Source organism: Pseudomonas sp. LAIL14HWK12:I10, assembly GCF_900184205.1.
Classification (GTDB): Bacteria; Pseudomonadota; Gammaproteobacteria; order Pseudomonadales; family Pseudomonadaceae; genus Aquipseudomonas; species Aquipseudomonas kermanshahensis.
This window is the reverse complement of sequence record NZ_FXWU01000005.1, coordinates 231,832-256,330: the sequence shown is the minus strand read 5'-3', so window position 1 is coordinate 256,330 and position 24,499 is coordinate 231,832. Positions and strand designations below refer to the sequence as shown.

Here is a 24,499-nt window from a genome sequence, read left to right as displayed (position 1 = left end):
GGCGAATGGACCTGAAACGGTCGCATCGCCGCCAAGGCGGATTCTACAGTGCGCGTTCGCAATTTCGAGCTACGGGTCCCCTAGATCTGCTGTAACCAATACCCCACATCCACCTCATCCATCTGCTCGGCCCGCAAGAACCGCTCGCCATATTCCCGATACACGCCACTGCTCAGGAACAAGCGCAGCAGTTCACCATCCACATGGTTGTCCCGTGCCATGAACACCAGAATCTTCACCGATTCGGACAGGGTCTTCGGCGCCTTGTACGGCCGATCCGCCGCCGTCAGTGCCTCGAAGATATCGGCGATCGCCATCACCCGTTCGGCGATACCCAGGTCTGCCTTGCCCAACCGCCGCGGGTAGCCAGTGCCGTCCATTTTTTCATGATGGTTGCCGGCGATATCGGGCACACGCCGCATCTGACGCGGAAACGGCAGCGAACTGAGCATGATGATGGTCTGCACGATGTGTTCGTTGATCTTGAAGCGCTCCTCGTCGTTCAGCGTGCCGCGGCGGATTGATAGGTTGTACAACTCGCCGTAATCGCTGGCATTGGCCGGCAGGCGCATGTCGAACCCCCAGACATTGCGCGGGTCGCCTTTGGCCACCGGTGGTTTGCGCGGCCCCCAGGGCACCCGGTGTTCGCTGCGGTCGGCCAATAGCGGTTCGTCCACCGGCAGTTGCACAGGCGGCGCACCGGCAAAGCGCGCCGCTTCGTCGCGGGAGATGCCCAGGCGGTTGTCGAAATGGCGCTGCCAGCGCCGCTCGCCGATGCGGCGCAAACGCTCGACGTCTTCGTCTTGCATGCACTCGCCGCCAATATTGGCCTTGGCGACGAAGGCGAACGCCTCCTGTAGTTCAACCTTGTTCTGTTCAAGCGTACGTTGCAGCACCTGCCGATCCGCGCCGCTGGCCACGCCTTGCCAGTACACCAGCTCGGCGTCGCGCCAGAGCACCTCGAAGCGCATGCGCACCTCGTGGATGCGGTTGTACAGGGTCTCCAGCTTGGTGGCCTTGTCCACCACATATTCGGGGCTGGTGACCTTGCCGCAATCATGCAACCAGGCCGCTACCCGAAACTCATAACGCTCGGCCTCGCTCATGGTGAAACCGGCGTAGGGGCCACTGTCGGCCGCCACAGCCTTGTCCAACAGCATCTGCGCCAGTTGCGGCACACGTTCGCAGTGGCCTCCGGTGTAGGCACTCTTGGCATCGATGGCATCGGCCAGCAGCTTGATCATGGCATCGAGCAGGCGCTGCTGGTCCTCGACCAGCTGGCGGGTCTCGATTGCCACGGCAGCAGCGCCGGACAGTTCCTCGACAAAGCGTTGGAACGGTTCGCCCATTCCATCAAGCGCCTGCTCACTTGCCAGCTGCAGCACCAGGATGCCGAGCAACGCATGACCACGATCATTGAGCACCACCGCGTGACCGCGGCCCTGTAGTGCCAGGGCCTGTGTCACAGCGTTCGCCAGCTTCTCAGGGGCGTGCTCGCCAATCGGCAACGCCTCCGGGTAGCCCTCGCCTCGGCAGGCGGCGGCCAGGCGCAGCTCGTCGCGCTCGGCATCGAACAGGTACACCGCGCCAGCACTGGCCCCGGCGGCGTCCACCAGAGGGGTGAGCACCCCGTCGAGCATGTGTTCCAACTGGCTTTCACGGCTGAGCGTCAGGGTGATCGCCTGGAAATTGCGGATGGTCCCGGACATGCGACCAAGCACCCGGCTCAACTCCCGCACCTCGGTCACCTGCGACTCAACCCCCACCTCACGGCTGAAATCGAAGCTGGCCAGGCCACGCACCTGATCGGCCAGAAGGCGCAGCGGGCGGCCGATTCGCCGGCCCAGCAAGCCACCGAGCGGCAGCAACACCCCCATCAGCACTGCGGCCCAGAGCAACTGCTCGACCAGCACCTTGCGTGCGTCGGCCAGCAGTTCGTGGGCCGGCACGGCAATCAGCACCTGCAAGTCTTGCCCGGCCAGGGTCGTCAGTTGCTCGAGCATGCCGTACCAGGTTTCACCGTCCACCTGGAACGCTTCAGGCTGGCTGCCCTGGGGCAAGCGCGCGTAGAGCTGTGCCAGGCTCGGGATGCCCAGCTCGGTGATACGGGACAGGCGCACCGCCTCCCCTTCATGCACGATGACCCGCGCCAGGTCCGGGTACGCCACCACACTGCCCTTCCCGTCTACCACGGCGATCTCGGTGCCTGCGGTCATGCGCATGTCGCGGGTTTCGCTGGCCAGGTCGTCGACCGAGACGTCCATGCCGACCACCGAGCCCCCGTCGACGCTGCGCTGGGCCATGGTCATGCCGATCTCGCGGGTGGTGAAGAACACGTAGGGATGGGTAAAGACAGTAGTAGATTGCCCGGATGCTTCGACGAACCAGGGGCGTACGCGGGGATCATAGCGGTAGTTCGGCTTGGCCTCGGACTGGAGTAGCGTCAGCGCCGTGTCGTAGAACCGCCACTCCCCCAACAGCGTGCCGTCGTCGCCCTTGCTGACGCTCTGCACCAGAAACGCGGTTGCCGCCGGTGCGGCGTAACGCTGGAGCAGTTGCGGGTCTTTGAGCCTGCGCACCAGCAAGAACTCGCCAGTGGGGTACCCCATATAAGCGGCGCTCAGCATCTTGTTGGCGTTGAGGCTTTCGACCAGTTGCGGCAACCGCTCCAGGCGCTGCGCGAGGGTGCTGGCCGTCGGGTTGAAGGCCAGCAGGCGGATGCTGCTTTGCACGGGGTCAACCATGCGACGGGCGCGTTCATCGATGGTCTTGCCGAACTGCCGGGCAGTGTCGCCGGCGGCAGCCACCAGCGTCTGCTGGACACCACGATAGCCCTGCCAGGCAAGCCCCGCGCCCAGCAGCGACATGCCCAGCACAATGGCCAACGCCACCAGCCATTGCAAGGAATAGCCGCGCCCTGGATTGCTCATGGCTGCGGCCCTCTGCCGCCCGAAGGCGCGGTAGCAATAAGCACACGCCCTAGGCCACCTGGGTTCAGAGCAGCACGAGCGATCAACATGCAGTCCATCCCGGGTACTCCATGTGTGGCGATGCGAACAGTGTAATCAGCCAGGACGAACAGGTAGGCTGTAGAAGGGCAATGCATGATTCACGGTTCGAGCATAGACCGTACCCGGCCGGGTAACACCCCGGCCCTTGATACTGTCATCTAGGTTCGAAATCGGCAGCTGGGAGTACATTTGTGCTCCACCATGGATCTCTTCACGCGCCACGTGGATCAAGCAGCGTTTACTGGCATCCCAACACCCTGTAAATCTGCGAAACCACCTGCATCGTCGCCTCTTCCACCGTCCCTTCATTCCGGCACAACACCCACCCCTGCTCCGCCACCGCCCGCTCGAATGCCTCGGTACTGGCCACCTGTTCCCCCAGGTTGAACATCACCGTGCTCCCCAACCCACGCGAGCGCGCCGCGGCCCTCGCCCATGAAACCTCAGGGTCGGTGACCACGCCGACATGCAGGTCTGGCACGCGCACGTTTCGCTCGATGTTCAACCGCAGAATCTCCGCAAACGGCACTGTCCGCCGAAACGCAGCATCGGAGGGGTACCAGCGATCGATCAGGATGATGCTGCCAGGCGGCTGCTTAGGCAGCACATGCTGTGAAATCCAGCTTCGGCTATCGGCCAAGCGCTCACAAACCCCCAATTCCAGTTCCCGGCAGGGGTTTCTGGCAAGTTGGTTGACCAAGGCCATGGTTTCACCCCTGTTGGGGTCGTTATTGCGCTCGCAAAGCCGGATTACCTTGTTGTTGCCTGCCCTCAATACTTTCGTAATGGCCTCCAGCAAGGTGGTCTTGCCAGTGCCTTTGGGCCCATCCAGAGAAACGAACAGCGGACGATTCATACGGCAGGTATCACTCACATAAGACAATAGAACTCGCTCAACTCTGCAACCTTCTGCCCCTGGGCATCGTACAACCGCGCCTCCGGCGTCAAGGCCATCGAGCGCGCCTCCAGCACGTAGCGCTGGCCCGCCTTGAAGTGCGGGTAGTTGAGGGTCAGGTAGCATTCGCGAACGGTGCTGCCCCCCATCATGCTCATGCCTGAGCCACCGCTGGCCTCGAAGTCGAAACGAACAATCAGCTCATGGCTGCCAGGGCTGACCTGAAAAAAGCGACCGTCGCGCAGGCGCTGATTGTCGAGACGTTCGGCCATCAGCACCCTGTCGTTGGGAAACGGCACCGAGAAATCGACCCAGGCCATCTGCGGGTTGGCGGCCGGCATGGGCGCCTGGCAACCTGCGATTGCTGTGATAGCGAGCAACAGCATGAATCTGCGCATGACGAAGGCCTCCTGCACAGGTAAACCCTTGATAACCAGTTTACGGCAATACGCGCTACGCCGTTGGCTGCGCTGACAGGGCACCCTAGCCTGCCTCACGCCCCAACACCGCCTTGAGCAACGCATCATTCAAATAGGCCACGTTCAAGCGCGTCCAAGGGTTAACCTGCGCCTGCTCCGGCGCAAAGATATGCCCCGGGGCAATCATGAAGCCCTTGGGCAGTAATTGCCGGGTCAGCTCCCTGGCGTCGTCGACATGGGCAAACCTGGCCCACAGGTACAGGCTTTGCTCGGGCCGCGCGAATACCTCGGCGCCGATCCCGTCGAGCATCTGCAAGCCCGCGCTGGTAGCGGCTTTCAAGCGCTCTTGAAGGCGGATCACGTGGCGCAGGAAGTGCCCTTCGGTGAGGATGACGTCGACCGTGCGCTCGCACAGCTCCGAGGTGCTGGTGTGCAGCAGCATCTTCAGGTCGCCCAGTTCATCGATCACCTCTTTGCTGCCGGCGATAAAGCCCACTCTCAAGGCCGCAGACACCGACTTGGAGAAGCTGCCGACATACAGTGAGCGCTGCAATTGGTCCAATGCCGACACCTTGATTGCCGCGGCCGGTTTGAAATCGGCCATTGCATCATCGTCCACCAGCAGGAAGTTGTGTTCTTCAGCCAATTGCACCAACCGATGCGCCTTGCTGGGGGAAATATCAGACCCCGTCGGGTTGTGGCCGACAGACTGAATGAAGAACAGCTTGGGTTTATGCAGGCGCAGGTGCTGCTCCAGCACCTCGATGTCCGGCCCATCTGCGAGCCGAGGTACCGAGAGCATGCGTGCGCCTTGCAACTGTAACTTGCCAAACAGCGGGTAGTAGCCAGGGTCTTCCACCAGCACGCTGTCGCCTGGGGCGATGAAGCGGCGAATGATCAGGTCCAGCGCATGGTTGGCGCCGTGGGTGGTGACGATTTGCCTGGGGCTGGCGGTGATTGCATAGCTGGCGAGCTTTTGCACCAGGTGTTGACGCAAGCTGGCGTTGCCCAGGCGGTTGCCATAACGAAACAGCGTGGTGACGCCTGTGCGCATGATTTGCCGGGTGAACTTGTCCAGGCGCATGTCCATCAACCACTCCACCGGCGGAAAGCCCTCGCCCAACGGCGAATGGCCAGGCTCGCGGACGAACTGCTGACGCATTAGCCAAATGGTGTCCATCGCCCGGGTGTAGGGCAGTGGCTCCTCTGGCTCGTGGCTGCGTGGCGCGCCCTGCTTGACGAAAAAACCTTGCCCGTGGCGCGCTTCGACCAGGCCTTGCGAGGCCAGCGACTCATAGGCATTGATCACGGTGTTTTTCGAATGGCCGAACAAACGCATGCACTCGCGCAGGGACGGCAGGCGTTCGCCAATGCGGTACGTGCCGTTGCCGATCTGCACTGCCAAGGATGCTGCCAGTTGCTCTGCGAGTGTCTGCCGCGCCATCGCCAGGTGTCCCGAATACCTTGTCTGAACAAAGGGTACAGCTTAGGTACTGTCTGGCCAAACTGTACCTTCTTTCACCAGACAGATCGGACTACGGTGGCGCCAACTCACAACAATAACTGCAAGGTACCCCTCCCCATGAGCATCGACTCCCGCCTGCCCATGTTCCGCGCCATGTCACCCGCTGAGCGCCTAAGCCACTTGCAGGACGCACTCGAACTGCCCCAGGCAGACGTCGCCCTGCTGCGAGACGCCGGCGCCTTGCCGTTGGACATCGCCGACGGCATGATCGAGAACGTGATCGGCACCTTCGAGCTGCCCTACGCGGTGGCCAGCAACTTCCAGATCAACGGCCGCGACGTGATCGTGCCGTTGGTGGTGGAAGAGCCTTCGGTGGTCGCTGCGGCGTCCTTCATGGCCAAGCTGGCACGCGAGGCCGGCGGCTTCAAGACGTCGAGTTCGCTGCCATTGATGCGTGCCCAGGTACAGATCGTCGAGGTCGCCGACCCCTTCAATGCACGCTTGAGCCTGTTGCGCCACAAAGATGAAATCATCGAGCTGGCCAACCGCAAGGACCAGCTGCTCAACAGCCTAGGGGGCGGTTGCCGTGACATCGAGGTGCATACCTTCGCCCATAGCCCGCGCGGGCCGATGCTGGTGGCCCACCTGATCGTCGACGTACGCGATGCCATGGGCGCCAACACGGTCAATACCATGGCCGAGGCCGTGGCGCCCTTGCTGGAAGAAATTACCGGCGGCAAGGTCCGCCTGCGTATCCTCTCCAACCTGGCCGACCTGCGCTTGGCCCGCGCGCAGGTGCGTATTGCCCCAGAGCTGCTAAGTACCGGCGCCTACACAGGTGAAGAGGTCATCGAAGGCATCCTCGATGCCTACAACTTTGCCGTGGTTGACCCGTACCGCGCCGCCACCCACAACAAGGGCATCATGAATGGCATCGACCCGTTGATCGTCGCCACCGGAAATGACTGGCGTGCGGTCGAGGCCGGCGCCCATGCCTATGCATGCCGCAATGGACACTACGGTTCGCTGACCACCTGGGAGAAGGACAGCCAGGGCCATCTGGTCGGCACCCTGGAGATGCCCATGCCGGTCGGCCTGGTCGGCGGCGCCACCAAGACGCACCCCCTGGCGCAGCTGTCACTGCGCATCCTGGGGGTTAAAACCGCCCAGGAGCTGGCCGAAATCGCGGTTGCCGTCGGCCTTGCACAAAACCTTGGCGCGCTACGGGCACTGTCGACCGAAGGCATCCAGCGCGGCCATATGGCCTTGCACGCGCGCAACATTGCGCTGTCGGCGGGGGCACGCGGCGACGAGCTGAACTGGCTGGTCAAGCAGATGGTTGAGGCCCGCGACGTGCGTGCTGACAAAGCGGCAGAACTGCTCAAGCACAAGCGGGCGCCGTAATGGAGGCGGTACGGCTGGTCGAGGTGGGTGCGCGGGACGGCCTGGGGTAGCGCGCGCCCTGCTCGCCCAGCGCACAATGGCTTAAACGTCCTCTCTTCACGTTCATAACAATAAAAGCCCGCAAGGGCAGTGGGAGATTCTTCATGAAGTCCGAACTGTACGAAGTCTGGGGCGACACCGTAGACGGTCGCCACCTGGTCTACGCTATCGCCCTTGGCGCCGTGGTCAGCCTCGGCGCGTTCTTTACCGCGCAACAGCTGCTGGTGGGTTGGGTGGCGTCGGCGCAATTGGCACGGGCCTACGCAATGCTGATCGGCATTATCGGCTGCCTGGTCGGTGGCGGCATCAGTGCCGCGCTGTTCAAGCCCAAGCGCAATGTCGTCGAGCACCTGGCCGACCCTGCCTGGCGGGCCAAGATCCTGGTCGAATTGCAGAACGAGTTCGGCCCGCTGGGCAGCCTCGCCGACCTGCCTGCGGCGACCCTTGCAGAGCTGAAGGAAATGGACCTGTACGACCTGTTCGCCGAGTACGAAAAAGGCCTGCCTGCGCTGCAGAACGACCCGAGCGCCCCCGCTACCGTGCCTGTACAGGCCGCCCCTGCCCACGGAGGCCGGCCATGATCGCCTTGGTGATGGATCAGTTCCTCATAGCCCTGGGCATGGGCGTCCTCGGTGCGGTGATCTTTGCCGGCATCGGCCTGATTTCCGGCAGCGACGAAACCACTACCCTCGCCCCCTTGACCCTGCTGGTGGTGCTGCTGGGCGTGCCGGCGGCCGGTGTGCTGACGTTCTTCCTGGCCGGTGCCGTGGCCAAGCACATGACCCACGCGGTACCGACCGCGCTGTTGGGTATCCCCGGCGATACCATGGCAACGCCACTGATGCGCGAAGCCAACTTCCTGCGCAACCTGGGCGTGCCGCACATTGCCCTGCGCAAGATGATTTCCGGGGCTGTGATCGCAGCGTTGATCGCGGTACCGATGGCAGTGCTATTCGCCGTGATGCTGGCGCCGTTCGGCGACATGATCAAACAGGCCGCGCCCTGGGTCTTCCTGCTGGCGGCAGTGGCCATCGCCTGGTTCTCCAAGGGCCGCCTGGCAGCGGTGCTGACCTTGATCCCGTTCGTCATGGTGATTGTCGGCCTGCAAAGCCTGACCGCGCAGTACGGCGTCAAGCTCAGCGTCAGTTACTTCCTCGGCATCGCTATCGGCCCGTTGATTGCGGCGCTGTTCTGCCTGCTCGCGCCCGCCGAACGCGCCAGCATGCGCCGCCAGCAGGTGCGCACGTTCTCGTTGTCGCCCGATGTGAAGCGCTGGGGTGGGTTCTTCCCCAACCCGCTGCGCGTACTGGACAGCAAGCAAACCCTGTGGACGGCGATCACTGCCGTTGTCTCCAGCGCCACATTCGTGTTCAGCCCGGTAGCGATGACCGTAATCATGGGCGAGGCCGTCGGTTCACGGATCAAGCACGTCTACCATCGCCTGACCACGGTCATCACCGCGCGCAACGGCGTCACCGAATCGACTTACCTGGCCGAAGCCTTGATTCCGCTGATCGCCTTCGGCCTGCCGCTGAGCCCGGTCGCTGCTGGCCCCGCCGCACCGCTGTTCAACGCCCCGCCACGCTTCAGCGTCGATGCTGCAAGCGGTGAGGTGAATAACCTGCATTCGTTGCTCAGTACCTGGGAGTTTCTGGGCTACGGCATGCTGGCGGTGGTGGTCGCGATCCTGATCGCCTACCCCTTCACCATGAATTACGCGCACCGAGCTGCTGCCTATGTGTCGCGCAAGATCAGCCACGAAGCGGTGATCGCGACCTTTGTCGGCCTGATCCTGGTGATTGGCATCTGGGAAGGCGGCCTGTTGGGGTTGCTGGTGATTGTCACCATTGGCCTGCTGGGTGGTTTTCTCTCACGCTTTCTCGGTTTCAACATCGGCGTGCAGTTCATGGGGTACTACACCGCGGTGTTGACCGTGCCGGCGATGATTGCCCTGTTGGGGGTATAAGATCGAGCGCCGCCCGCGCGGCGCTCGATCTACGCACCATTTCCCCAACCCATTTCACCCAATTCCCCAGCCAGCAAATCACAGCCAATCCTGCCCATCATTGCGCCCATAGGAAAAAAACGCAGGATGTTGTGCGCAGAATTCGCTTGAGATGCACGGCCGCTTTGCCCATGGTGGCCAGCCTGACAGCTATTGCCTGAATAAAAGGCTGCAGGGCGTGGACGCAGGCGCACGACGATGCCTGTGGGTGGGGCGACAATGTCTGCAGTGGCAAACCTTGCACTGCAGCATCATTGCCGACGCCTCCCAGATAATAAGAGAGGACAAGGAAATGCAATCCAACAGTCTGAAGCAAAGCCTGAAACAACGGCACATCACCATGATTGCGCTGGGCGGGGTGATCGGCGCGGGGCTGTTCATGGGGTCGGGCAAGTTGATTGCCTCGGCAGGGCCTGCCGCGATCCTGTCGTATTTCATCGGCGGCATTGTGGTCACCCTGGTGATGTTCATGCTCGGCGAGATGGCCTGCCGCAACCCGGATGCAGGCTCGTTTTCAACCTATGCCAACAGCTACCTCGGCGAATGGGCAGGGTTTACCGTCGGCTGGCTGTACTGGCTAAAGTCGATGCTGACCATCACCTTGGAGGCGGTACTGCTGGGCGCCATCCTCAACGATTTTCTGCCTTGGCTGCCCATCTGGGCCGGCGCGTTCATCATGCTGGTGACATTGATGGCAAGCAACGCCTACTCGGTCAAATCCTTCGCTGAAGTGGAGTACTGGCTGGCCGCGATGAAGGTCGCCACCATTCTGATCTTCATGGTGCTGGGGCTTTCGATTCTGCTCGGCCTGCACAGCAACATCCCTTCCCCTGGCTGGGTCAACCTGACCGCGCACGATGGTTTCATGCCCAATGGCCTGTCGCCGGTCATGGCGGGTGTGGTGGTGGTGATCTTCTCGCTGGGCGGGAGTGAAATCGCTGCCGTTGCCGCCGGCGAATCAGAGAACCCTCGCAAGAACGTCATTCGGGCCATCAAAAGCGTCATTCTGCGGGTGATGTTGTTCTATGTCGGTTCGGTGTCGATCCTGATCCTCTGCCTGCCGTGGACAGACACGGAAAACCTGGCGTCCCCGTATGTGTCGTTGTTCAGCCTGGCTGGGTTCAGTGGCGCCGCAGTGGCCATGAAGATCGTGTTGTTCATCTCGTTCATGTCGGTGATGAACTCCTTCATGTTCTCCAACTCGCGCATGCTGTTCTCGCTGAGCCAGCGTGGGCATGCGCCGAAGCTGTTCTCTCGCACCACGTCCAAAGGGGTACCGCTCAATGCGCTGCTGCTGAGCCTGAGCATCTGCCTGTTGATCCTGACCGTGCACTTTGTCAGCGGCGGCGACCTGTTCATGACCCTGGCCAAGAGCAGCGGCACGTTCGTGATGATCGTGTGGATCTTCATCATCGTCGCCCACTTCGCCATGCGCTGGAAAACCCGGCATGAAGCGGTCGACCCTACGGCGTTCCGTGCATGGTTCTTCCCTTACGCCAATATTGTTGCGCTGTTCGCACTGCTGGCGGTGATTGTCACCCAGGCATTCGACCCGGCCTCGCGGTTCCAGTTCTGGTTCACCTCGGTGACCTCACTGGTTGTGCTGGGGGCGTACTGGGTGATGCGTAATCGGCTGGCGGGGAAGACAATTGGCTATGTAGGTAGCTGATTGGCTAGGCCTGAAAGTACATCTCAGGCTCCAGGTGCAACATGACCGCTGTGGGAGCAACTGTCTTGTGGTGCTTGTTCCGGCCTCATCGCTGGCAAGCCAGCTCCCACAGGGTCAGCAACTCGCTTACGAACTTTGTTCTCTGCTCGACAACGCGGTCCAAAGGGCTGGGTGATTTCCCAGAGGATGGAATGCCCCCAAAAATTTGAACAAGAGAGTTGCTCACACAGGTGCGGCGCTAGCCTTGGAGGCTACACAGCTCGGGTGGGAGCCGGCTTGCCGGCGATGCAAGCGCCGCGGTGCATGGCACCGGCTTGCCGGTGATCGCCGGCAAGCCAGCTCCCACATCCCTTGCTAAATCAATGAGCTATGTGTTGTTCTCTGGAGAGTCACTACACAACCCGCCGTGCATCCCTGCGCACGGCCTGCGGCGGCACGCCAAAGCCGCGCATGAACACCTCACGCATATGGCGGCGATCCCTGAACCCCGTTTCCCTCGCCACCGTATCCAGGCTGTGGCGGCTTTGCTCGATCATCAACCGGGCGGCCTCCAGGCGCAGGCTTTCCACCGCCTTGGCCGGTGATTGCCCCGTCTCCGCAGTAAACACACGGGTGAATTGCCGGGGGCTGAGGTGCACTACATCAGCCAGTTCCTCAACACTGAGCGGGCGGTTAAGGTGCTTGCGCGCATAGTCCAGCGCGCTCTGGATGCGGTCTGACTTGGGCGCCAGCGACAGCAATTCCGAATGCTGCGACTGGCCACCAGAGCGGCGTTGATGCATCACCAGCTTGTGCGCAATAGAACGGGCAAGCTCAGCCCCCAAGTCCTTTTCCACCATCGCCAGCGCCATGTCCAGCGCGGCGGTCATCCCCGCAGAGGTCCACACAGGGCCGTCAACGATGAAGATGCGGTCGTCCTCGACCGTGATTCGCGGGTGCATGCGCTGCAAGGCTTTGGCGTAGGCCCAGTGCGTGGTGGCGCGACGGCCCTCCAGTACACCCGCTTGGGCAAGCACGAATGTACCGGTGCACAACCCAGCAGTGCGACGCGCGCCGTCGACAAACCCCCGCACGCTTTTCAGCACGTCGTCGGAAGGCGGCGTCAACGGGGTCAGTGTACCGGTGACCATCCAGCTGTCAGCAAGGCCCGGCGCCCCTAAGGGCAACGTATCGATGTGCATCCCTAAAGAAGAACGCACAGTCCCCCCGCCGATTGAGTAGTTCTGAATCCTGTAGACCTCTTTGCCCGCCACAAGGTTGGCGAACTCGAACACGGTCTGCGTTGCCAGGGACATGACCTGGAAGCCCTCCGTGATCAGATAGCCGACTCGATGCATTGCTGTGCTCCTTAATGCCATGTCCTGAATCAGTACTTTATGCGTCATTTAAGCCGCAGGCAATCTTGAGCATCATGGCGCCAGTCCCTACCCGCGGAGCTGCACCATGACCCAAAGCGTTCGCTCCGCCATTTTCACCCCCAGCGTGAAAGTCTTACTTCATTCAGCGGGTTTCTGGACTAAACCCAAGCGGATAGCCTGCGCCCAACTTCCCATTCCACTGAGGTAATGCCAATGAAGGCCGTCGTATACACCCAAGCCGGTTTGCCGATTCAAGACCCACATTCGCTGTTCGAAACAGACCTGCCCAAGCCAACACCCGGCGCCCGAGACCTGCTGGTCGAGGTCAAGGCCATTGCCGTCAACCCGGTCGATACCAAAGTGCGCGCCTCACGCCAGACCGGCCAGCCGCAGGTATTGGGGTGGGACGCGGTGGGGATCGTGCGCGAAGTAGGCGCCGAGGTCACGTTGTTCCAGCCAGGCGACGAGGTTTTCTATGCCGGCGCCATCGATCGCCCGGGCAGCTACAGCGAATATCACCTGGTCGACGAACGCATTGTCGGGCACAAACCGCGTAGCCTCGACGATGCCAGTGCCGCCGCGTTGCCATTGACCTCCATCACTGCCTGGGAACTGTTGTTTGATCGACTGGGTATCGCACCGAACGGTGGCGTGGGGCAAAGCCTGTTGGTGATCGGGGCTGGTGGCGGCGTCGGCTCAATCCTGGTGCAACTGGCCCGGCAGCTCACGCAACTCACGGTCATCGGCACCGCCTCCCGGGCCGAAACCCAGCAATGGGTCAGCGAACTGGGTGCCCACCATGTCATCGACCATTCGGCTTCGATCGCCTTGCAACTGGAAGCACTTGGGGGCAATCCCGTTGATTATGTGATCAGCCTGACGCATACCGATACCTACCTGCCGCAGCTTGTGGAGGTGCTTCGCCCACAAGGCAAACTCGCACTCATCGATGACCCCGCGCAGTTGGACGTCATGCCACTCAAGCGCAAATCGCTGTCGCTGCACTGGGAACTCATGTTCACGCGCTCGCTTTACCACACCGAAGACATGATCAAACAACACCAGCTACTCGAGAAGGTATCAGCGCTTATCGACGAAGGTGTACTCAAGACCACCGTCGGCGAGCACTTCGGCACCATCAACGCGGAAAACCTCAAGCGTGCCCATGCCCTCATAGAGCGTGGCCAGGCCCGGGGCAAGATTGTTTTGGAAGGTTTCTGATCCCGGCACACTGTTGCAACTTCCAAGAGGGCCAACTTTGCGCTGGCCCTCTTGCGCCCCTGATGACGAAGCGTAACGCGCCCGCTAGAATCAAACGCTGAATGTGACCGTAAACACTTCGTTTGCCTGAAACTGTTCGGCGGTCATGCAGGCAGCCGGTGTCTGGTAAACCGGCAGGGGCCGCCTATGACTTTGCAACCTCCCGTCAATCTGACCAACTGCGATCGCGAACCCATCCAGATTCCGGGCAGCATCCAGCCGCACGGTTGCCTGTTGGCCTGCAATGCGGCAGCAAGCGTGGTGCTGCGTCACTCCGCCAATACCCCAGGCATGCTGGGCGTTGCCGGGGACATCAACGGTCAACGCCTCGAAGCAATCATCGGCACCGAGGCTGCGCATACCCTTCGCAACGCACTGGCACGGGTCAAAGAGGGCACTCGCCCAGCACTGTCGTTTGCCGTGAGCCTGCCGTCCGGTCAGGCGTTCGATATTGCCGCGCATATTTACAAAGGCACCGCCATCCTCGAGTTCGAGCCCTGCGGTGCAAGCATCGCCGAGCCGATTGAGCTGGTCCGCACCGTCATCGCCCAACTGCGCGAGATCGACCGCTCCGAGAAGCTATTCGCCGACACTGCCCGACGTGTGCGAGCACTGCTGGGCTACGACCGGGTGATGATCTACCAGCTTGGCGTTGACGGCGCTGGCAAGGTGATTGCCGAGGCCAAGCGCAGCGGCCTGGAAAGCTTTTTGGGGCAGTACTTCCCCGCGTCCGACATTCCGCAGCAGGCGCGCGCCCTGTACCTGCGCAATCCGGTCCGCATCATTTCCGATGCCCAGTTCAAGACCGTGCCCATCACCCCTGTGCTGGACCTGAATGGTGAACCGCTCGACCTGTCCTACGCGCACCTGCGCAGCGTCTCGCCCATTCACTGCGAATACCTGAGCAATATGGGCGTAGGCGCGTCCATGTCCATTTCGATCATCGTCGACGGCGCGCTCTGGGGGCTGATTGCCTGCCACCATTACGCACCCCGCACGTTGTCCATGGGCCAACGCGTCGCGGCAGAAATGTTCGGCGAATTTTTCTCGTTGCATATCCAGACTCTGCGCGCCAAGCAAAGCCTGGAGGCCGCCGCCTACGCACGCGAAGTGCTCGACAACCTGCTGCGTGATGCACACCGCACCGCCGACTTCGAGGAACTGCTGCGTGCTCGCATGACGGACTTCAAGGCGCTCATCCCCTGCGACGGCATCGGCATGTCGCTGCAAGGCCGCTGGACCGCTGAGGCACTGACACCGCCAAACGTGGCGTTACCCAGCTTGTTGAGATTCGCCGAAGGTGTCGCCGAGGGCCGTACCTGGGCTTCGAACTGCCTCTCGATGGCGCACCCACCTGCCCAGGATTACGCCGTCGACGTTTCAGGCGTGTTGGTCATTCCGATGTCACAGCAGCCCCGGGATTACCTGATGCTGTTTCGCAAAGAAGTGATCGAGACCCTGGATTGGGCCGGCGACCCCAACAAAACCTACGACAGCGGCCCGTTAGGTGAACGCCTGACGCCACGCAAGAGCTTCGCGGTGTGGAAACAGACCGTTCACCACCACTCACAGCCTTGGTCCGAGCAAGACCGCCCGTTTGGCGAGGCCATCCGCGCCGCGATAGTCGAGGTGGTGCTGCATAACAGTGAGCTCATGGCCGACGAGCGCTCCAAGGCGGACGTCCGCCAACGGATGCTCAACGAAGAGCTCAACCACCGGGTGAAGAACATTCTTTCGCTGATCGGTGCGCTGGTGGCCCACCCCACCGCCGAAAACCAGACCCTCAACAGCTACGTGGCAACGCTCAAAGGCCGCATTCAGGCGCTTTCCCTGGCGCATGACCAGGTCGTGCGAGGTGATGGCGGTGGGCGCTTCTCCACGCTTCTGGAAGCCGAGCTGTCGCCCTACCGCACCTCGGCCGATGTCATCGAGCTGAACGGCCCCAGCCTGCTGCTTGATGCCCGCGCCTACTCGGTGCTGGCCTTGGTGCTCCACGAACTGGCGACCAACGCCGCCAAGTACGGCGCGCTGTCTCGGGCAGGTGGCAAGCTGGCCGTGAGTTGGCAGGTCGATGTGAGTGGGGCGTGCGACATCACGTGGCGCGAAAGCGGTGGGCCAACGGTTCGCCCACCCAGCCGAAGTGGTTTCGGTTCGGTGCTGATCGAACGCAGCATCCCCTTCGACCTCGGCGGCACCAGCACGCTCGAATACAGGCCAGAAGGGCTGCAGGGGTATTTCAAGATCCCTGCCAAACACCTGACCCAGGTCGAAACGGTCGATGCCGTTGCGCCAATGGCGCCACCGGCTGCGCCTCATGTCAGCGGCTCGGGCCTGGTCAAATCCTGCGTGCTGATTCTCGAGGACCAACTGGTTATTGCAGTAGGCCTCGAACAGATTCTGGCCGATGCGCTGGTCGAAGACGTGATCACCGCAAGCTCCGAAGCCGAGACGATGAAGCTGCTCGCCAGCCGCAGGCCAGATGTCGCGGTGCTGGATATCAACCTGGGGACGGGCACGTCGATTGCCGTCGCCGAAGAACTCACGCGCAAAAACATTCCCTTCCTGTTCGCCACCGGCTATGGCGACAGCATCAGCATTCCTGCGCATTTGAAGCACGTCCCTGTTGTGCGCAAGCCCTACGATGCCCTGACGATTCTGACGAATCTGGAAAGCCTGATCGACAGTGGGCAGTAGGCTGCGGGAGCAAACGATCGCCCGCTGCCTACCCTGCCCAGGCTCACGCTCTAGATCTGAGCCTGACCGCCATCGACAAACAGCTCGGCGCCATTGACGAAACTTGAGTCATCGCTCGCCAGGAAGACGGCGGCATTGGCAATTTCCACAGGCTCACCCACACGTCCCAGCGGCACCTGGGCGGCCAGGTAGTCGAGCAACCCCTGCTGTTGCTCTGCATCGGGGCCCGCCAGGTCAACCAGGCCTGGGGTTCGCGTGGCACCTGGGCTGAGGGTGTTGACCCTGACCCCGCGGTCCTTCAAGTCGAGGATCCAGCTGCGTGCGAATGCCCGAACGGCGGCCTTGGACGCCGAGTACACGCTGAATGCCGCAGTCCCGGAGCTACCGGCGGTAGAGCCCGTAAGAATGATGGAGGCGTTCGGCGCCAGCAACGGCAACGCTTTCTGCACTGTGAACAGCACACCTTTGACGTTGCGGTCGAACGTATCGTCGTAGTGGGCTTCGGTGATGTCTCCCAAAGGGAGCATCGAGCCGCCACCCGCGTTGGAGAACAGCACATCCAGACGCCCCTGTTGCTGGCCGATTTGGGCATACAGCGCGTCCAACTGGTCAAGCCGGGTCGAATCGACGGCGATGCCGGTGGCGTTACCGACCAGCGCTACGGCCTTGTCCAGCTCGCTCTGGCGGCGGCCGGTGATGTACACATGGGCGCCCTCCTCTGCAAAACGTTTGGCGGTGGCCAGGCCGATACCGGTGGTGCCGCCGGTTACCAGTGCGATCTTGCCTTCAAGTTTGTTGCTCATGGTGTTTCTCCCGTGGGGTAGTGATTGGCTGTGGGAGAAGCTTATCGACGCACCGTTATTTTCAAAATAGAATCATTTGAAACTCATCATTGCAGAATTGAAATGGCAAGAATCCCCGATTTCGAAGGGCTGGCAATGTTCGCCAAAGTGGCGGAAGAAGGTTCCTACGCAGCGGCGGCGCGCGCCATGGGCGTGTCGGTACCGACGGTATCGCGTGCGGTGGCGCGTCTGGAGGCACGCTTGGGCGGTCGTCTGTTCAATCGCACGTCACGCCAGCTTTGCGTCACCGAGTTCGGCCAGCGCATGGTCGAACAGGCCAGCGCGTTGTACCGCCAGGCAGAAGAGATGGAAAGCGCCGCCCAGGAGATGTCGGTGCAGCCACGGGGCTTGGTGCGCCTGGCGGTGCCTATGTCATTCGGCTTGCGCTGGGTAGCGCCGCTGCTGCCCGCGTTGATGGCCAGGTACCCCCAGTTGGAACTCGACCTTCACTTGTCAGATTCGACAGTCGATCTGGTTGCCGAGGGGTTCGATGCAGCACTGCGTATTGCAGCACTGCCGGATTCGTCCTTGGTGGCGAGACGTATCTGCGCGGTCACCCAATACCTGGTAGCCGCGCCGTCATACCTTGCGCGTCATGGGCGCCCTGAGCACCCGCGCGACCTGGTTGACCATGCCTGCATGAGCTACGCCTACCGCGCCCGCAGCCAGGTTTGGCGGTTCACCCACAGTGACGGCACCGAACAAGACGTCGTGCCGCGGGGGCCCCTGCGTGTGACCAATTCGGATGCGTTGGTGGCGCCCTTGCTGGAGGGCTTGGCGATCGCCGAATTACCGGATTTCATCGCCTCCGAATACTTGGCGGACGGCCGCCTTGAGCACCTGCTACCCACGTGGAGCATGACCCAAGGCGGCTTGTATTTCGTCACACCTTCAGCCCGAAGCCGGCCGAGAAAGGTCCAGGCCTTGGCTGATTTTTTCATTGAGCGGCTGGCCGGGTCACAATGGCTGACGCCAAACGTGACCTGACGGTGGCTCAATTATCCAGTTCATCCTTGGTGATGTTGCCGGAGTGTGGGTCAACGTGGAATTCGTACTGCTTGCCATCGGCCTTGATGCCCTCGCCTTCCCAGTGGCCGTCATCCGCTTCGATCTTGGTGATCTGGGTGTAGCCGGCGCCTTTAAGCACCGTCTCGGCCTGGTCTTAGTTCACCTTCCAGTCGGCACCTGGTTGGTCAGCCCACGCGGCACTAGCGCCCAGTGCGCCAACCAGTGCCAACCCCGTCAATACGCGCGTCATGGTTTTCATCGTCAACATCCTTTTTGTCTGAGTTAAAGGATGCGACCTGGGCGCTGTCGTTTCGGTTCAATCATCGTTACGCTTGCAGCCACGTTCATTACACAAAGGGTTGACGGTGCACTCCTCCGAACGTTTGAAGGGCATTGACGTTTTTGTCTGCGTGGCAGACCTCGGCAGTTTTGCCGCGGCGGCGCAGCGCCTGAACCTGACCAGCTCGGCTGTCAGCAAAGGTGTCGCGCGGCTGGAAGCTCGCCTGGGCTTACGCCTGTTCGAGCGCACGACGCGTCGGCTTGCCCTGACCGATGCGGGGCAAACGTTCTACAAGACCTGCTCACGCGTGCTGGCCGACCTCGAAGCATCGGAATTGGCCCTGCATGAAGACTACTTCGAGCCACGGGGCCGGGTGCGCATCGACCTGCCCGCAGCGTATGGGCGGCTGCACGTCTTGCCGGTCATTCTCGACTACCTCAAACGCCATCCCCAGTTGCAGCCACACGTGTCCTTTACCGACAGCTTCGTCAACCCGACCGAGCAGGGTATCGATATCGTGGTACGTATCGGCGGCCCGGACGTTTGGCCGGAGGACCTGGGGCACCAGTTCATCGGTGCTCAACGGTTCATCTTCTGTGCCTCACCGGGCTACTTGCAAGCCCGTGGCACACCGCTCGATGAGGCGGACCTGCAAGCCCATGACTGTGTGGTTTACGGGCAGCCCGACGGGGTGGGCAGCCCCTGGCACATGACCGGTATGCAACCGGGTGAAATGGAGCGGCGCTTCATGCCGGCGCGGCTTGCCATCGGCGATGGCGAAGGGGTGGTACAGGCAGTCGTACAGGGTTTGGGGGTCACTCAGGTGCCCACCTGGCTGGTCAATCAACAGCTGGAAAGTGGCGCGTTGATTGAAGTGTTGCCGCACTTGGCAACAGATGGGCTGCCGATGAACGTAGTGTGGCTCAAAAAACGTGAGGCCCTTCCCCGCGTCAGGGCGCTGCTGGATGTGCTGCTGAACGCACTGCGAACAGACGGCCACCGCCTCGCACCCTGCGATTAGTGAATATAATTCGCGTGCCATCTGAAATATTGCCCGTAATAGGCTTTTTAAGAATCAATACAATGGCAGCCCCTGATTGAGGAACTGCCTGCATGACTGCTGTTGAACGCCCACCCGTGGGCTTGGCGACCGACCGACGCGCGACCTTGGGGACTTTGGTCCTCGCCGCCTCCGCCTTTTTGATTGTCACTACCGAGTTCTTGATGGTCGGCCTGCTGCCCGGGCTGGCACGCGACCTTGATGTCTCGATTTCGACTGCCGGGCAGTTGATCACGCTGTTTGCCTTCACCGTGATGCTGGCGGGCCCGCCGTTGACGGCAGCACTTGCCCACCTGGACAGGCGCAAGCTGTTCGCAGCCATCCTCGCCTTATTCGCGGCGTCCAATGCGCTGGCGGCCCTTGCGCCAAACATCGGGGTCTTGGCAGTGGCGCGTTTCCTGCCCGCCCTGGCACTGCCTGTTTTTTGGGGTACAGCCAGCGAAACGGCCGCCAGCATGGTCAGCCCCGATCGCCAAGGGCAGGCCGTCGCGCGGGTCTACCTCGGCATCTCAGCTGCGCTGTTGCTGGGCATTCCATTAGGGACGTTGGCGGCTGACGCCATAGGCTGGCGCGGCGCTTTCTGGATATTGTCTGCTGCTTCGGCGGCCATGGCCTTTGCCGTGCTCACCTGGATGCCAGTGGTTGCGCGCCTGCCCAGGGTTGACTTGCGCCACCAGGCGCGGATCTTCCGTGAACCGAACTTCCTCGCCAATGTGGCGCTGTCGATCATGGTGTTCACCGCCATGTTCATTGCCTACACCTACCTGGCCGACATGCTCGAGCGTACCGCAGGTGTTGCAACTGCGGATGTCGGCTGGTGGCTGATGGGCTTCGGTGCCATTGGTTTGCTGGGCAACTGGCTGGGGGGGCGAGCTGTCAGGCATTCGCCGATCAAGGCCACTGCGCTGTTTCTTGTGTTGCTGGCGATGGGTATGGCGGCCTTCAGCCCGCTGGCCGCTGCGCCTGTAACGCTCTGGGGCGCACTGGCACTGTGGGGCATCGCCAATACGGCGCTCTACCCCATCTGCCAGGTGCGCGTGATGCATTCGGTGGCGCACTCTCAGGCTCTGGCTGGCACCACCAACGTGTCTGCCGCCAATGCCGGTATTGGCTTGGGTGCGCTGTTGGGTGGGCTGGTCATCCCGACATTCGGGGTGTCGACGCTGGGCTATGTGGCCGCCGGGGTGGCGCTGTTGGCGTTGCTGTGTGTGCCCGCCGTGGCGCGGCTGCAGCGTCAGGCACCCAGCGCTTAAAGCATGTGCCCCGCCCAGATGCCCTGCGCTACCAGCTCTGAAGCAAGCTCGACGAAGGTTTCACCCACATAGCGCGTGGCTGGGCTGACATGCCTGTCCGCAGGCGACACCATGACCAGCTTGCGCATCGGAGTCGGCTCGATCAGTGGCGCTGCACACAAGGTGCCATTCTGCAGGTGGGTGTAGATCGAGGCCAAGGGCAGCGCGGTCAAGCCGAAGCCATGACGCACCAGGTCGATCATCGCCCCGAACGAATCGGCCTCGACATTGGCGGCAATCTTGAAGCCGACGTCCGCGGCGCAGTGGTCCATGATCTTGCGCAAGCCATGGCGCGGGCTGGGCAGCACCAACTGCTGCTGGGCCAGGGTTGCGAAGTTTACCGGGTTGTCCCACGCCAAGCCTGCGCTGGGCGGCCCGACCAATACCAGGTTCTCCATCATCACCGGCACGATGCGCAAAGTGTGCAGCGGCTCCAGGTCATAAGAGATCGCCAGCTCCAGTTCGCCACGCTGAATCCAGTCCACCAGGTAACCGCTGAAGGCCGACGAGAAACGGATCGACAAGTCCGGGTGGGCTTCGCGGATCCGGGTCACCAGGGGCACGGTGACGATTTCCGCGATGGTCGGTGTGGTGCCGATCGCCACGGCCCCGCGAAACGATGCATGCCCGCCCACTACCGAACTGCGAATGGCCTCCAGTTCATCCATGATCCGCGTGGCGTGCTGCAGCACTTCGCTGCCGGCGTCGGTGATGATCATGCCGCGGCCATGGCGCTCGAACAGGTAGACCCCAAGCTCCTTCTCCAGTTGCCGGATCTGCCGGCTCAAGGCGGGCTGTGCAATGTGCAGCCGGTCGGACGCCTTGCTGAGGCTGCCAAGCTCGGCAACATGGATCAGGGTTTTGAGTTGAACGACGTCCATCGGCAGGCCCGTGTCGAGGCAGAAGGTAACTGGCAGTCTAAACAGCACACCTGTCAGCAGCTATAGAATTTCAGCATATCAGTTAGTCAGCTAGTCCCCTTATTGACGGGCCCACTCTGGAGTAGCGTGAAAACAGGGTCGATCACCGATCGGACGCCCGCTACAAGAATAAGACCAGAGGCTGACTACCATGCCAACTCCCCGCTCCAGCACCACCCTCGTTGAAGATGCCCCCGCCCGCCAACCCAATCGTGTCAGAGCGATCATGGGGGCCTGCTCCGGCAACCTGGTCGAGTGGTATGACTTTTTCATCTACGCCTATACGGCAATCTACTTCGCGGCGTCGTTCTTCCCCAAAGGCGATACCACCACGCAGTTGCTGGCCACTGCGGGTGTGTTCGCCGTCGGTTTCTTCATGCGGCCCCTGGGTGGGTGGATTTTCGGCTGGCTGGCCGATACCCGTGGGCGCAAGGTGTCGATGATTATCTCGGTGTTCATGATGTGCGCCGGGTCACTGCTGATCGCGGTGATGCCGACCTATGAAACGGTAGGTATCGCCGCACCGATCATGCTAGTCGTGGCACGGCTGATCCAGGGTCTTTCGGTGGGTGCCGAGTACGGCACCGGCGCAACCTACATCAGCGAAATCGCGACACCAGGCCGGCGTTGCTTCTATGGCTCGTTCCAGTACTTCACGATCATCGCCGGGCAATTGCTGGCCCTGTTCACCGTAGTCATCCTGCAGCAGACCCTCAGCGATGAGCAGTTGCGTGAATGGGGCTGGCGCATTCCGTTTTTCATTGGCGCCATCAGCGCCGTGGTTGTCGTGTACCTGCGCCGCTCGATGCACGAAACCGCCTCGAAAAAGGACATGCACCGCGAGGGTGCCGGGTCGTTGCGCGGCATGTTCAAGCACAAGCGTGCCGTCGGGCTGGTGATCGCCTTTACCATCGGTGGGTCGCTGTACTTCTATACCTTCACCACCTACATGCAGAAGTTTCTGGTGATATCGGCAGGCTTCGACGCGGCCACGGTGAGTTTCATCATGACCTCGGCGCTGATCGGCTTCATGCTTTGCCAGCCGCTGTTCGGCCTGATGGCAGACCGGCTCGGGATCAGAACGCACATGCTGATGTTCTCGAGCCTGGGCGTGTTGCTGGTGATCCCGCTGCTGTTCGCCATCAAGCATACCCACAACCCCTTCATGGCCTTTGCGCTGGTCTTCGGCGGGCTGGTCATCGCCTCGCTCTACACCCCGATCGCGGGCATCGTCAAAGCCGAATTGTTCCCCCCCGCAGTGCGTGCGCTGGGGGTCGGGTTCCCGTATGCCATAGGTAATGCGGCGTTTGGCGGGACCGCTGAATATGTCGCGCTGTCGTTCAGGGCCGAAGGGGCCGAGGACTACTTCTTCTTCTACGTGGCCGCCGTCCTGTGCGTGACCTTCATCGCATCGATGCTAATGCCCAACCTGACGCGGCATGGGTACATCAGTGGCGATGGCAGGGTCGAGGAGAATACCGGCATGCCGGCCAGCAAGGTGCAGACCGCCAAGGCCTGACCTCGCCAACATTGCCCCTTTATTGACCCGCGCGGCCCTGATGGCTTCCCCAAGAAAGCCACCAGGGCCGCTTCGTTTTGCCTGGCCGGCCACTCTGCGAGCTATGCCATGCCGGCATATCTCAAAGAGAAAAACGGTAGTCGTCGGTACCCCGCGTTGCCTGCATGATGAGGCAAAACAAGAGCAGCACTGGAGACAACCATGTCATCGCAAGAAGCTGAACAAAGCTGGCAAGAAGACGTTTTCCGCGTCCTCAAGGCCCACGACGTCAAGCATGTCGTGTTCGTTCCGGACGCCGGCCATTCGGCCGCGATCCGCATGTCGTACCAGGACCCTGATATCAAGGCCGTCGTCCTCACCACCGAAGAAGAAGGCATTGGTTATCTGGCCGGCGCCTGGCTGGGCGGCGAACGCGGTGCACTGTTGATGCAGTCCAGCGGCGTCGGTAACTGCATCAACACCCTGGCCCTGCAGAACTGCGCGGGTTTCCCCCTGCTGATGGTGGTGACCATGCGCGGTGACTGGGCCGAGTTCAACGCTTGGCAAAACCCCATGGGCCAGGCCACCGAGGCCTCGCTGCAACTGATGAAGGTCATGACCTGGCGTGCCGATGTGCCAGAAGACGTTGCGCCACTGCTGCATGGCGCCGCCACCATGGCCTTCAATGGTGATTCCGCCACTGCCTTGCTGCTCGGCCAGCGCCTGATCGGAGAAAAGAAATGGGTCAAGTAAGCGCCAACCACACGCTGTGCCGCCGTGAGGTGGTGCGTACCCTGCTCGCTGATCGCCAGGATGTACTGGTCGTGACCGGCCTGGGTTCGGCGTCTTACGACGTCATGGCTGCCGGTGACCACGATGGCAACTATTACCTCTGGGCGGCCATGGGCAGCGCCATCACCGTAGGCCTGGGCCTGGCCAACGCGCAACCCGACAAGTCGGTGGTGGTCATCACTGGTGACGGCGAGTTGCTGATGGGCTTCGGCGCGCTGGCGACTGTCGCCCTGCAGAAGCCTGCCAATTTGACCATTGTGGTGCTGGACAACGGCCACTTCGGCGAGACCGGCATGCAGGTCAGCCACGCCGGTTTCGGCATCAAGCTCGACCAGGTTGCCCAGACCTGCGGTTTCAGCTGGACCCGCGAGATTCGCGACATGGAAGGCGTGCATGACCTGCGCGAACGCTTCGCCAGCCGCGAAGGTGTGAAGCTGGCTACCGTCAAGATCAAGGCCGAGAACCCACCGCGCGTGCTGCCGCCGCGTGACGGCCACTACATCAAGAACCGCTTCCGCGCTGCCCTGGGCTTCCAGCCTCTTTGACCGTGTCAGGCGCAGGTTGGCAACCGAGCCACGACAAGGCTGC

General features: G+C 61.8%; 19 protein-coding genes and 1 pseudogene. 12 read left to right on the top strand and 8 right to left on the bottom strand.

From position 1 onward, the window contains the following. Window positions 1-80: 80 nt before the first annotated feature. From QOS90_RS13675 to QOS90_RS13660, 4 genes are all read right to left on the bottom strand, one after another. Window positions 81-2,930 (bottom strand): HD domain-containing phosphohydrolase, encoded by a 2,850-nt coding sequence (locus QOS90_RS13675; RefSeq protein ID WP_085272880.1) that lies wholly within the window; start codon window positions 2,928-2,930, stop codon window positions 81-83. Between the two features lie 319 nt (window positions 2,931-3,249). After that, a complete protein-coding gene (locus QOS90_RS13670) occupies window positions 3,250-3,867 on the bottom strand; it encodes a dTMP kinase (protein ID WP_085272881.1) in 618 nt (205 codons plus the stop codon). A 14-nt stretch (window positions 3,868-3,881) separates the two neighbouring features. Further along, a complete protein-coding gene (locus QOS90_RS13665) occupies window positions 3,882-4,304 on the bottom strand; it encodes a PA0061/PA0062 family lipoprotein (protein ID WP_085272882.1) in 423 nt (140 codons plus the stop codon). Between the two features lie 85 nt (window positions 4,305-4,389). Beyond that, window positions 4,390-5,769: an aminotransferase-like domain-containing protein gene (locus QOS90_RS13660; RefSeq protein WP_085272883.1), complete on the bottom strand. Its 1,380-nt coding sequence runs from the start codon at window positions 5,767-5,769 to the stop codon at window positions 4,390-4,392. A 138-nt stretch (window positions 5,770-5,907) separates the two neighbouring features. On the opposite strand from QOS90_RS13660, the gene QOS90_RS13655 reads away from it, so the two are divergent. From QOS90_RS13655 to QOS90_RS13640, 4 genes are all read left to right on the top strand, one after another. Then, window positions 5,908-7,194: a hydroxymethylglutaryl-CoA reductase, degradative gene (locus tag QOS90_RS13655; RefSeq protein WP_085272884.1), complete on the top strand. Its 1,287-nt coding sequence runs from the start codon at window positions 5,908-5,910 to the stop codon at window positions 7,192-7,194. A 143-nt stretch (window positions 7,195-7,337) separates the two neighbouring features. Continuing rightward, window positions 7,338-7,814 carry a hypothetical protein gene (locus tag QOS90_RS13650; RefSeq protein ID WP_085272885.1) on the top strand — a complete coding sequence of 159 codons (477 nt, stop codon included), beginning with the start codon at window positions 7,338-7,340 and terminating at the stop codon, window positions 7,812-7,814. Further along, on the top strand, window positions 7,811-9,199 hold the full coding sequence (locus tag QOS90_RS13645) for a tripartite tricarboxylate transporter permease (protein ID WP_085272886.1): 1,389 nt from the start codon (window positions 7,811-7,813) through the stop codon (window positions 9,197-9,199). The genes QOS90_RS13650 and QOS90_RS13645 overlap by 4 nt, the downstream gene beginning before the upstream one ends. A gap of 331 nt (window positions 9,200-9,530) precedes the next feature. Then, window positions 9,531-10,907 carry an amino acid permease gene (locus QOS90_RS13640; protein WP_027593320.1) on the top strand — a complete coding sequence of 459 codons (1,377 nt, stop codon included), beginning with the start codon at window positions 9,531-9,533 and terminating at the stop codon, window positions 10,905-10,907. A 392-nt stretch (window positions 10,908-11,299) separates the two neighbouring features. On the opposite strand, the gene QOS90_RS13635 is transcribed toward QOS90_RS13640, so the two are convergent. Beyond that, window positions 11,300-12,244 carry a GlxA family transcriptional regulator gene (locus tag QOS90_RS13635; RefSeq protein ID WP_085272887.1) on the bottom strand — a complete coding sequence of 315 codons (945 nt, stop codon included), beginning with the start codon at window positions 12,242-12,244 and terminating at the stop codon, window positions 11,300-11,302. A gap of 234 nt (window positions 12,245-12,478) precedes the next feature. Between QOS90_RS13635 and QOS90_RS13630 the strand changes: the two genes are divergently transcribed. Both QOS90_RS13630 and QOS90_RS13625 read left to right on the top strand, forming a co-directional pair. Further along, the gene (locus QOS90_RS13630) at window positions 12,479-13,486 is read left to right on the top strand and encodes a zinc-binding alcohol dehydrogenase family protein (protein ID WP_085272888.1); all 1,008 of its coding nucleotides are present in this window, start codon (window positions 12,479-12,481) and stop codon (window positions 13,484-13,486) included. A 186-nt stretch (window positions 13,487-13,672) separates the two neighbouring features. Continuing rightward, complete coding sequence (locus QOS90_RS13625; RefSeq protein WP_085272889.1) at window positions 13,673-16,219, top strand: HWE histidine kinase domain-containing protein; 2,547 nt, start codon at window positions 13,673-13,675, stop codon at window positions 16,217-16,219. A gap of 50 nt (window positions 16,220-16,269) precedes the next feature. On the opposite strand, the gene QOS90_RS13620 is transcribed toward QOS90_RS13625, so the two are convergent. Continuing rightward, window positions 16,270-17,022 (bottom strand): SDR family NAD(P)-dependent oxidoreductase, encoded by a 753-nt coding sequence (locus QOS90_RS13620; RefSeq protein ID WP_085272890.1) that lies wholly within the window; start codon window positions 17,020-17,022, stop codon window positions 16,270-16,272. Between the two features lie 102 nt (window positions 17,023-17,124). Here QOS90_RS13620 and QOS90_RS13615 point away from each other — a divergent pair, with 102 nt between their 5' ends. Then, a complete protein-coding gene (locus QOS90_RS13615; protein ID WP_085272891.1) occupies window positions 17,125-18,048 on the top strand; it encodes a LysR family transcriptional regulator in 924 nt (307 codons plus the stop codon). A gap of 7 nt (window positions 18,049-18,055) precedes the next feature. Here the strand turns inward: QOS90_RS13615 and QOS90_RS13610 are convergent. Further along, window positions 18,056-18,328, bottom strand: a pseudogene (locus QOS90_RS13610) (PepSY domain-containing protein). Window positions 18,329-18,434: 106 nt separating this feature from the next. Here QOS90_RS13610 and QOS90_RS13605 point away from each other — a divergent pair. Next, window positions 18,435-19,370: a LysR family transcriptional regulator gene (locus QOS90_RS13605; protein WP_027593327.1), complete on the top strand. Its 936-nt coding sequence runs from the start codon at window positions 18,435-18,437 to the stop codon at window positions 19,368-19,370. A gap of 92 nt (window positions 19,371-19,462) precedes the next feature. Further along, window positions 19,463-20,662 carry an MFS transporter gene (locus QOS90_RS13600; protein ID WP_085272892.1) on the top strand — a complete coding sequence of 400 codons (1,200 nt, stop codon included), beginning with the start codon at window positions 19,463-19,465 and terminating at the stop codon, window positions 20,660-20,662. On the opposite strand, the gene QOS90_RS13595 is transcribed toward QOS90_RS13600, so the two are convergent. Further along, complete coding sequence (locus QOS90_RS13595; RefSeq protein ID WP_027593329.1) at window positions 20,659-21,582, bottom strand: LysR family transcriptional regulator; 924 nt, start codon at window positions 21,580-21,582, stop codon at window positions 20,659-20,661. The two genes, QOS90_RS13600 and QOS90_RS13595, sit on opposite strands and share 4 nt — an antisense overlap. 190 nt (window positions 21,583-21,772) lie before the next feature. Here QOS90_RS13595 and QOS90_RS13590 point away from each other — a divergent pair, with 190 nt between their 5' ends. The 3 genes from QOS90_RS13590 to QOS90_RS13580 all read left to right on the top strand — a co-directional run bounded on the left by QOS90_RS13590 (window position 21,773) and on the right by QOS90_RS13580 (window position 24,456). Beyond that, the gene (locus tag QOS90_RS13590; RefSeq protein WP_027593330.1) at window positions 21,773-23,140 is read left to right on the top strand and encodes an MFS family transporter; all 1,368 of its coding nucleotides are present in this window, start codon (window positions 21,773-21,775) and stop codon (window positions 23,138-23,140) included. 201 nt (window positions 23,141-23,341) lie between these two features. Next, window positions 23,342-23,872, top strand: coding sequence for a thiamine pyrophosphate-binding protein (locus QOS90_RS13585; RefSeq protein WP_027593331.1), 531 nt, complete (start codon window positions 23,342-23,344; stop codon window positions 23,870-23,872). Then, window positions 23,860-24,456 (top strand): thiamine pyrophosphate-dependent enzyme, encoded by a 597-nt coding sequence (locus QOS90_RS13580; protein WP_085272893.1) that lies wholly within the window; start codon window positions 23,860-23,862, stop codon window positions 24,454-24,456. Before QOS90_RS13585 ends, QOS90_RS13580 begins: the two co-directional genes overlap by 13 nt. Window positions 24,457-24,499: the final 43 nt, after the last annotated feature.

Bases quoted from the DNA above. Each gene is read 5' to 3' on its own strand.
- QOS90_RS13675 (WP_085272880.1), bottom strand. From the start codon at position 2,930: ATGAGCAATCCAGGGCGCGGCTATTCCTTGCAATGGCTGGTGGCGTTG.
- QOS90_RS13670 (WP_085272881.1), bottom strand. From the start codon at position 3,867: ATGAATCGTCCGCTGTTCGTTTCTCTGGATGGGCCCAAAGGCACTGGC.
- QOS90_RS13665 (WP_085272882.1), bottom strand. From the start codon at position 4,304: ATGCGCAGATTCATGCTGTTGCTCGCTATCACAGCAATCGCAGGTTGC.
- QOS90_RS13660 (WP_085272883.1), bottom strand. From the start codon at position 5,769: ATGGCGCGGCAGACACTCGCAGAGCAACTGGCAGCATCCTTGGCAGTG.
- QOS90_RS13655 (WP_085272884.1), top strand. From the start codon at position 5,908: ATGAGCATCGACTCCCGCCTGCCCATGTTCCGCGCCATGTCACCCGCT.
- QOS90_RS13650 (WP_085272885.1), top strand. From the start codon at position 7,338: ATGAAGTCCGAACTGTACGAAGTCTGGGGCGACACCGTAGACGGTCGC.
- QOS90_RS13645 (WP_085272886.1), top strand. From the start codon at position 7,811: ATGATCGCCTTGGTGATGGATCAGTTCCTCATAGCCCTGGGCATGGGC.
- QOS90_RS13640 (WP_027593320.1), top strand. From the start codon at position 9,531: ATGCAATCCAACAGTCTGAAGCAAAGCCTGAAACAACGGCACATCACC.
- QOS90_RS13635 (WP_085272887.1), bottom strand. From the start codon at position 12,244: ATGCATCGAGTCGGCTATCTGATCACGGAGGGCTTCCAGGTCATGTCC.
- QOS90_RS13630 (WP_085272888.1), top strand. From the start codon at position 12,479: ATGAAGGCCGTCGTATACACCCAAGCCGGTTTGCCGATTCAAGACCCA.
- QOS90_RS13625 (WP_085272889.1), top strand. From the start codon at position 13,673: ATGACTTTGCAACCTCCCGTCAATCTGACCAACTGCGATCGCGAACCC.
- QOS90_RS13620 (WP_085272890.1), bottom strand. From the start codon at position 17,022: ATGAGCAACAAACTTGAAGGCAAGATCGCACTGGTAACCGGCGGCACC.
- QOS90_RS13615 (WP_085272891.1), top strand. From the start codon at position 17,125: ATGGCAAGAATCCCCGATTTCGAAGGGCTGGCAATGTTCGCCAAAGTG.
- QOS90_RS13600 (WP_085272892.1), top strand. From the start codon at position 19,463: ATGACTGCTGTTGAACGCCCACCCGTGGGCTTGGCGACCGACCGACGC.
- QOS90_RS13595 (WP_027593329.1), bottom strand. From the start codon at position 21,582: ATGGACGTCGTTCAACTCAAAACCCTGATCCATGTTGCCGAGCTTGGC.
- QOS90_RS13590 (WP_027593330.1), top strand. From the start codon at position 21,773: ATGCCAACTCCCCGCTCCAGCACCACCCTCGTTGAAGATGCCCCCGCC.
- QOS90_RS13585 (WP_027593331.1), top strand. From the start codon at position 23,342: ATGTCATCGCAAGAAGCTGAACAAAGCTGGCAAGAAGACGTTTTCCGC.
- QOS90_RS13580 (WP_085272893.1), top strand. From the start codon at position 23,860: ATGGGTCAAGTAAGCGCCAACCACACGCTGTGCCGCCGTGAGGTGGTG.